Genomic DNA, 9,229 nt, shown 5'->3' on the forward strand with positions numbered 1-9,229 from the left:
CCTCTTCATAGCCTTCTGGCGGCTGATTCATATCTAATGGAAAATCGAAATTTAAATTTGTTGTACCGTCTGGAGTAAAACCTGGCGTAAACCTAATGCCATCTCTGTCTTCTTGTGCTAATACATTATTACCTCTTGTAACAGTATATTCAGCACCAGGTAAACCGTCATCATCATGCCATCCAAAAGGAGATGCTAACGTACTTGCCGGATTAGTAACTATTTGTCTAGGACCATGATTTGGACTTTCTGTCGGCAATGCAAAAACATTATAGCTAGAGCCATCTACCAACATGGTTGATGGAGCACTTACGTTGTTGTAAAAGTTAAAATCTTTAGAAGCCTCATTATGTGTATGGTCTCTATCAAACGTACAGGTTAAAATTAGATTATTAGTCTCAATAATCTCATTAGTAACAGCATCTACTCTTGTACTATACCAATGCTTATCATCATTGGCATAAACCATAATGTCCCAGGCTAATTTCAACTGATTTTCAGTATTTACAAAAACTAATTCGGCAGTAATATTTCTTGTTGAAATATTACCATTCGAAAAAATAAATTTATAACCATTAGCTTCTAACTGTTGTAAATTCTGCACTACACCTAACTGAAAATTATTAGCTAAGCTATTTACTGCTGCTACTGGAGATTGAGATGGATTGGTGGTATTTACCTTCTCCTCAATATCCTTAAGAAATCTATTCGCATAGTAAAACACTTCATTATTTCTAATGGCAATGCTACTTATAGCATTGTATATTCTAATACCCTGAAATGTTTGATTTACATATACATTGTTTAAATCTGTGATTTCTGAATAAAATTGATCATTCACCACAAGTCTTGCAATGTCTTCATCTTCAAAATCGAAATCAGATTTTCTATCATTTAGATAATTTGTAATGACCTCTCCAAATTCTGAAGATTCAAGACTATTTTGACTGTACACATTAATAGAAGATATCGCTATTACAAACAGCAATACAATACGAAGAGAATTTTTTATCATAGCAATCAGTTAAGGGTAGAAAAGTTATAATAATTAAACTTTTCGTTTATTTTCTTTTTCTCAAAAATAAGGAATCAATTACAATATTTAAAATGAAATCAGTGAGGGATGTTTCTAAATATATTTTAACGACAAATCTTTTTTAATATGTAGCTTTGCTAAATGTCCATAGGATTTCTAAAACATATCAACTTACCAAAAGATTTACGTGAATTAAATGCTAAGGATTTATCTCATCTTGCTAAAGAATTACGTGATTTCATCATTAATATAGTTGCCACAAAAGAGGGCCATTTAGGAGCAAGTCTCGGAGTTGTAGAATTAACCATAGCCTTACATTATGTTTTTAACACACCTGAAGACTTATTAATTTGGGACGTTGGCCATCAAGCTTATGGACATAAAATACTGACTGGTCGTAAAGCTATTTTCGAAACTAACAGACAATTAAACGGTATTAGTGGTTTCCCTAAACGTAGTGAAAGTGAGTACGACACTTTTGGTGTTGGTCATTCATCAACATCAATATCAGCGGCTTTAGGTATGGCTATTGCGTCAAAGCTTAAAGGTAAAGATAAGCATCATATTGCTGTGATTGGTGATGCCTCTATTGCTAGTGGAATGGCTTTTGAAGGTCTAAATCATGCTGGAGTTACAGATGCTAATTTATTAGTAGTTCTGAACGATAACGCTATTGGTATCGATCCGAGTGTTGGAGCTTTAAAACAATATCTCACCAACGTAAAAAAAGGTACGGAAAAACAAGACAATATATTTGAGGCTTTAAATTTTGACTATTCTGGTCCAATTGACGGCCATGATCTACCGCTTTTAATTTCAGAATTAGAACGATTAAAATCAGTAAAAGGCCCAAAATTTTTGCATGTCATCACCACCAAAGGCAAAGGATTAAAACAGGCTGAATTAGACCAAGTTAAATATCATGCTCCAGGAAAGTTTAATGCTAGTACAGGTGAACTCATTGCTAAATCTGGCGCTAGCCAACCACCAAAGTATCAAGATGTTTTTGGTGAAACTATTGTGGAATTGGCATTACAAAATGAAAAAATTACAGGAATTACACCTGCCATGCCTACCGGAAGTTCTCTAAAATATATGATGGAAACTATACCAGAACGTGCGTTTGATGTTGGTATAGCAGAACAGCATGCCGTAACACTTGCTGCAGGAATGGCAACACAAGGGTTAATTCCTTATTGCAATATTTATTCTACATTTTTACAACGTGCTTATGACCAGATTATACACGATGTGGCTATACAGAACTTACCTGTAATATTCTGTTTAGATCGTGCTGGCTTAGTTGGTGAAGATGGAGCTACACACCATGGTGTTTTTGATTTAGCATATTTAAATTGTATTCCTAACATGGTCATATTTGCTCCCAGAGATGCAGTTGCTCTTAGAAACATTTTATACACTGTTCAGCTGGGAATAGATTTTCCTATTGCTATACGATATCCGCGAGGAAAAGGACACCTTTTAGATTGGAAAAAACCGTTTCAAAAACTAGAAATTGGAAAAGGTGATTGTCTGAAAGAAGGCAAAAAAATAGCGATTCTTACTATCGGAACACTTGCTCTTGTTGTTGAAAACACTATCTCAGAACTCAACAACAAAGATGCGATTGGTCATTACGATATGCAATTTGTAAAACCTCTAGACGTAAAACTTCTGAATCAAATTTTCCATACCTATGAGGCCATTATAACAATTGAAGAAGGCACACGAACAGGTGGCTTTGGTAGTTCTATATTAGCATTTGCCAATACAAATAACTACACGCAAAAAATCCTTACTCTAGGCATAGAGGATGAATTTATTGAACATGGTAGCATAGACCAATTAAGGCAACTTCAAAAATTGGACTCTAATTCTATAAGACAAAAAATTGAACAGGTGTTATCAATGCTCAGCGACAGCTAAATCTTTAGATTGTTCTACATTTTCAATGTCAGTAGTATTTACTTCAGGAGACGTTTCTCTAGGTTTAGAAATATCATCTAGCATTAATAGGCAAGTCAAAACAACCATGAAAATGACTAAGCCTCCAAGTATATTATTTCTCATAAGTAGGTGTTTTAAGGCTAATTACGAGTTAAAGTAAAACAATATATCGTTAAAAATCAAATTTATTCGACGAAGTGTACCGCTATAGAATGTTTCCTTTTAACTTTTTATGCAATAACATGGCGTTTGTGTCTGATAATTTCGAGATATACAAACAGACCGCTAATAAATTATCATACAACGAATCTGTACTCAATACAACAGACTCTGGCAACATACTCGCTATCAGTTTATCGTAATGAGACAATTCATCTTGGTATGCATTATAGGCCATTTTACCATAAGCTTTCAGCAGTTGATTTAATATCTCAAATCCTGCTATCTCCTTATTTATAACTTCTTTAGAACGATAAACATTTTTTATGCTTATAGAGATAATATCTTTAATTTGTGCCTTATAATTACTTACATCTAATAGTCCTGTAGAAAATTGACCTTTTAAAATAGCATCTTCATTATTCATGAAAATTGACGCAGCTTCATCTATTAAAGTTCCAATAGCTAAAGCACGTAAATAACTTACACGGTCTTGAGTGGTATTTAGTGCATTGTAATTTTTAGTTATAATTTTGTCTCTTACCAAATTGATTAAATACTCTAAGGCATAGTCTTCATCAATCAACCCTAGATTAATGCCGTCTTCAAAATCAATAATAGTATAACAAATATCATCAGCCGCTTCTACCAGAAACGCTAGTGGATGGCGTTGATAACTCAGATCTGTTTTACTTCTTTCAAGCAAACCTAATTCTAATGCAACATCTTTAAACATATCTTTTTCACTCTGAAAGAAACCATATTTTTTATCTGTTATATGGCTCGTTGGCTTTTTCGGTAAGGACTCTTTAGGATATTTCATAAAAGCACCAAGAGTTGCATAACTCAATCTCAAACCACCTTTTCTTCCATTTCTGCTTTCAGTTAAAATTTTAAACCCATTGGCATTCCCTTCAAAATCACATAGATCTTGATATTCTTTATCCGTAAGTAATGATTTAAATTCGGCTCCATTACCATTTTTAAAATAAGAACCTATGGCCTTTTCACCAGAATGTCCAAATGGTGGATTCCCTATATCATGTGCCAATGCAGCTGCTGCTACAATAGCTCCAAAATCATTTATTTTGTAGCCATGCGTTTGCTCTAATTGTGGATGCTTTTCTAAAAGCAATTTGCCCACCCTCCGTCCTAAAGATCTACCAACTACACTAACTTCTAAACTGTGCGTTAGGCGTGTATGGACAAAATCTGTTTTAGATAATGGAACGACCTGAGTTTTATCCTGAAGGCTTCTAAACTCTGAAGAAAATATAATACGATCGTAATCTACTTCAAACCCAAGACGCGTCTCATCTTGTTCTTTTCGTAATCGTTTATGAGTGTCGCCATACCGTTTTAAGGATAGTAGTTGTTCCCAATTCATGGTTTTAATATTAGAAGATGCAAGATAGATAAATTGCTATAGATTTGATTACAAAAAATTGAGATAGATCGTAATGTTACCAAATTGTTTCCTAAAGATAAATCTACATAATATTAAGCTAACAGTAAACTAACCTTTTAATTACAAATCTTTAATTTTTGTATAACCTACCTCATGGAATATCGTGGTTTCTTTGCATCACAAATACAAAAAAAATTAAACTGTATATTAAAATTTAACTCATGAAAAAATTACTTTTAATCGCATTAGTAGCTTCAACACTAGTATTTACTGGATGTTTTAAAGATGATGATACTCCAATTATCATAGAAGAAACTACAATTGTAAACAACAACAATCCAAACGGAGGAGATGATTGCCCAGTGGTTGCCGTAACCGGAGCAATTTCGCAAAGCACAACTTGGACATCTGATAATATTTACCAATTAAACCAAAAAGTGGTTGTTGGAGATGGTGTTACTTTAACAATCAATCCAGGTACAATTATTAAAGGTTCTGCAGGTACAGGTTCTTTAGCGTCTGCATTAATCGTAGCAAGAGGCGGAACGTTAAATGCACAAGGAACTGCTGATCAACCAATTATTTTTACTTCTACAAGTGATAACATTACTTGTGGCCAAACAGCTGGTACTAATTTAGACCAAGATGATAGAGGTCTTTGGGGTGGATTAATTTTATTAGGAAATGCTCCTTGTTCATTCTCAGGTGATATTCCAGAAGCACAAATTGAAGGAATACCTGCTGATGATACATTTGGATTATACGGAGGAACTGATCCAGAAGATAGTTCTGGTGCATTAAGTTACATCTCTATACGTCATGGTGGAGCTTTAATCGGTGAAGGAAACGAAATTAACGGACTAACCTTAGGTGGTGTTGGTAGAGGAACTCTTATTGACAATATCGAAGTAGTAGCCAATGTAGATGACGGTATTGAATTCTTTGGTGGGACTGTTGATGCTTCTAACTTATTAGTATGGGCACAAGGAGACGACGCGATAGATATCGACCAAGCTTATTCTGGTATTGTTGATAATGCAGTAGTTGTTTTAGGTGACATCTCTGATCACGCATTCGAAATCGATGGTCCAGAAGGTACTTTAAATGGCGCATTTACTTTACGAAATGCTACAATAATTGGTAATTCTGTAACATCTAATGGTGAATATGCAGATTACAGAAGTAACGCACAAGGATTGACAGAAAACATTTATGCATTTGGATTCCCTGATGGAAAAGATGTTGAGTTAGACAACGATGGAGTTGCCACTAACTATAACAACGGAGATCTAAATTTTGGTCCTTGGGAAATTGTATTACCAGCTGGTGTTACTGATGTTTTAACGATATTTAAAAATAATGCAGAAACTGTAACTGTTTCTGGTTTTGGGTCAACTGCTACAGCCGTAACAGAAGGTGCTCAGACTATTGGAGCTATGACTTCAAACTTAAGCTGGACGTATTCGAATACAGCCGGTGGATTAGGCTTCTAAGAATTACTATTAAACACATAAGCCCACTGCTTACAAGGTAGGTAGTGGGTTATATAAAATTTTATATGAAAAATATACAAAAAGTACTAACTTTTGTTTTCTTTCTCATAACCTTAATGTCTTATTCTCAAGGTAAAGTTTCAGGAACTGTTATAGACGGTGACTTTAATGAACCTCTACCATTTGCTAATATTATAGTAAAAGGAACGACGAAAGGAACGACATCGGATTTTGATGGAAAGTATGAACTAGAGTTAGAGCAAGGTACTTATACATTGGTATTTTCTTTCGTGGGATATGAAACCAAAGAAGTTACTGATATTAGTATTAAAAACGGTGTGGTAACTACCTTAGATGTTGTTTTGATAACAAACTCTTTAGAGACTGTAGTAATTACAACCTCCACAGGTAGAGATACTGAAAATGCGGTATTAAACATACAGAAAAAATCTGTAGTTGTTTTAGATGGTCTCTCTTCTCAGGCAATTCAAAGTACTGGTGCCAGCAATGTTGCTAGTGCTGTAAAAAGTGTACCTGGAGTGTCTATTCAAGGTGGTAAATATGTATTTGTTCGTGGCTTAGGTGATAGATATACAAAATCTATTCTTAATGGTGTAGATATACCAGGTTTAGATCCAGACAGAAACACAATACAGATGAACCTTTTCCCTACTAACATTGTGGATAACGTTATAGTAGTAAAATCAGGTTCTGCAGAACAACCAGCCGATTTTACAGGTGGTATTGTTGATATTGCAACAAAAGATTTTCCAACCCAAGCAGAGTATTCTATTTCGTTGGGTTCTGGTTACAATCCTGACATGCACTTTAATGATCAATACTTGACATCTGATGGTAGTGATACAGATTTCTTTGGATACGATGATGGTACACGTAATTTACCAATAAATCGCTATCAACAAATCCCTGGAACATTTGAAAACAAACAGTTACTAACATCTTTAACTAATCGATTTTTAAAAGAATTACGAGCACAACAACAGACCAGTGGAATGAACTTTGATTTAGGTTTCACTCTAGGTAATCAGTATGATATCGGAGATGATCGATTGGGATATCAAGCTTCTTTTTCTTATAAAAATGAAACTACTTTCTATGAAAATCGTCAAGATGGTGCTTATTTAAAAAACAACAACGATCCTTCTGATAATAGTTTAAATTTCACATTAGACTCAAATGGCTCTGAAGGTATCAACAACGTTATTTTAAACGGTATGTTGGGATTAACCTATAAAACTGATAAATCTAAGATAAAAGCAAATTTATTGCACATCCAGAATGGGGAATCTACAGCTGGTTTCTTTAATCAAACTATTTCACAAGATGGAATTGGTGGTGGTTTAGAACCGTTAACAAAAAATTCAATTACCTATACTGAGCGCTCAATAACCAATCTATTATTAACAGGTAAGCACAGATTAAATAGTATTAATGAGGAAAATCCTTTAAATCTAGAATGGAAGCTTTCACCAACTTTTTCTAAAGTTATGGATAAAGCGCATAGAATTACTCCATTACAAATCGCAGATAATGGCGAGTTTTTTGTGAGTCCTTCAGCAGCGACTTTCCCTATACAACTTTGGAGAAATTTACTTGAAGAGAATTGGGCTGGTAAAGTCGATTTAGATAAGTCTGTTGAGATTTTTGGAAGACCTGCAAAACTAAAATTTGGTGGAGCTTTTACCTATAAGTTTAGAGACTTTAGTACGGATGACTATACATTTAACATCCAAGGAGAAGATTCTTTTATTGCTGGAGGAGATGTAAATCAATTGTTAGCATCAGATAACATTTGGACTCAAGAGGATGGCACACCAGGAAGTGGTAATGGAACATATTTAATTTCCATTGATACCTTTAACCCGAATGATGCTTATGAAGGAGAACAGCAAATAGGAGCAACTTATTTCTCAGCTGAATTTAATATTACTGAAAATTTAAAGTCGGTGTTAGGGCTAAGAATGGAAGCCTTTAACTCATTTTACACTGGCCAAGATAATACGAGAACTTATGAGCGTGAAAATATATTGGACGAACTAGATTTGTTTCCATCAGCCAATTTCATATATGCCTTAAATGATAAATCTAATCTAAGAGCTTCATATTTTCGTTCTACAGCAAGACCGTCATTTAAAGAGGCTTCTGTTGCACAAATCTTTGATCCGATTACAAGTCGCTTATTTATAGGTAACTTAGATTTAGTTCCTACTTATGTAAACAATTTTGATTTACGTTACGAATTTTTTGGAGGCAGTGGACAAACATTTGCAATAAGTGGTTTCTATAAAGATTTTACAGATACTATAGAGCAAGCTTTCTTTCAACAAGCACCAACTCAAATAACTGTAGGTAACCTAGGTGATGCCACAGTATTTGGGGCTGAAATTGAGGCAAGACAACGATTAGGCTTTATTTCTGAAGGTTTAAATAATCTTAGAGTCATTGTTAACGCTTCTTTCATGGAGTCTCGATTAACAATGTCAGAAGATGAATTTAACAGTAGACGTTTAGCGGCTAGAGACGGTGAAACTATTGAACGTGAACGAGACATGCAAGGTCAAGCGCCATTTTTAATTAATTTTGGATTTGATTATAATAATTCAGAGATTGGGTTACAAACCGCTCTTTTTTATAACGTACAAGGACCAACATTAGAAGTTGTTGGTATCGGTCTTGTTCCAGATGTATATACACAACCATTTAATAGTTTAAACTTTACGCTTAATAAAGCATTCGGTGAGCTTAAAAGATCATCTATAAATATTAAAGTCACTAATTTGTTGGGAGATGAACGATTAAGTGAATACGAATCGTTTGGAACAAGTAATGAAATATTCTCCTTGAGAGATCCAGGAACAGAATTTTCTTTAGGCTATACTTTTAAATTCTAAGGAGAATATCTTTAAGTTAGTTTAATAAAAAAAGGCTTACCAATTAAGGTAAGCCTTTTTATGTTTATTAAGGGGAACTATCTGTTTCTAACAGCAACTTTGGTTTTATTATCCCATTTATTTACACTAACAATTTTAGAGTCAATGTAATCTACTTCCTTTAAGGACTCGCCTTCCCAGAAAAACCATTTTCCTACTTTCTTACCATTCTCATAAGAACCTAAGGCAATTTTATTACCTTCTAGGTCATACATTTTCCATTCTCCATGAACTT

General features: G+C 34.2%; 6 protein-coding genes and 1 pseudogene. 3 read left to right on the plus strand and 4 right to left on the minus strand.

The window, feature by feature from the left end; translation table 11 throughout:
* Nucleotides 1–1,015 (minus strand): M36 family metallopeptidase (locus ACTG3Y_RS12765; protein WP_439153308.1); only part of this gene is annotated, 1,015 nt, incomplete at its 3' end.
* A 162-nt stretch (nucleotides 1,016–1,177) separates the two neighbouring features.
* Between ACTG3Y_RS12765 and ACTG3Y_RS12770 the strand changes: the two genes are divergently transcribed.
* Nucleotides 1,178–2,962 carry a 1-deoxy-D-xylulose-5-phosphate synthase gene (locus ACTG3Y_RS12770; RefSeq protein ID WP_439153309.1) on the plus strand — a complete coding sequence of 595 codons (1,785 nt, stop codon included), beginning with the start codon at nucleotides 1,178–1,180 and terminating at the stop codon, nucleotides 2,960–2,962.
* Here ACTG3Y_RS12770 and ACTG3Y_RS12775 read toward each other — a convergent pair.
* Together ACTG3Y_RS12775 and ACTG3Y_RS12780 are read right to left on the minus strand one after the other, a co-directional pair.
* Entirely contained in the window at nucleotides 2,942–3,106 is a 165-nt protein-coding gene (locus ACTG3Y_RS12775) for a hypothetical protein (protein WP_439153310.1), read from the minus strand. The genes ACTG3Y_RS12770 and ACTG3Y_RS12775 overlap by 21 nt on opposite strands.
* Nucleotides 3,107–3,188: 82 nt before the next feature.
* Nucleotides 3,189–4,529, minus strand: a complete 1,341-nt coding sequence (locus tag ACTG3Y_RS12780; protein ID WP_439153311.1) for a deoxyguanosinetriphosphate triphosphohydrolase — start codon at nucleotides 4,527–4,529, stop codon at nucleotides 3,189–3,191.
* Nucleotides 4,530–4,771: 242 nt separating this feature from the next.
* Here ACTG3Y_RS12780 and ACTG3Y_RS12785 point away from each other — a divergent pair, with 242 nt between their 5' ends.
* A complete protein-coding gene (locus tag ACTG3Y_RS12785) occupies nucleotides 4,772–6,043 on the plus strand; it encodes a hypothetical protein (protein ID WP_439153312.1) in 1,272 nt (423 codons plus the stop codon).
* Between the two features lie 65 nt (nucleotides 6,044–6,108).
* A complete protein-coding gene (locus ACTG3Y_RS12790) occupies nucleotides 6,109–8,955 on the plus strand; it encodes a TonB-dependent receptor domain-containing protein (protein WP_439153313.1) in 2,847 nt (948 codons plus the stop codon).
* 77 nt (nucleotides 8,956–9,032) lie between these two features.
* Here ACTG3Y_RS12790 and ACTG3Y_RS12795 read toward each other — a convergent pair.
* Nucleotides 9,033–9,229, minus strand: a pseudogene (locus ACTG3Y_RS12795) (nicotinic acid mononucleotide adenyltransferase); the annotation flags it as partial.

The sequence above is a fragment of the Winogradskyella sp. genome (assembly GCF_965656915.1).
Classification (GTDB): domain Bacteria; phylum Bacteroidota; class Bacteroidia; order Flavobacteriales; family Flavobacteriaceae; genus Winogradskyella.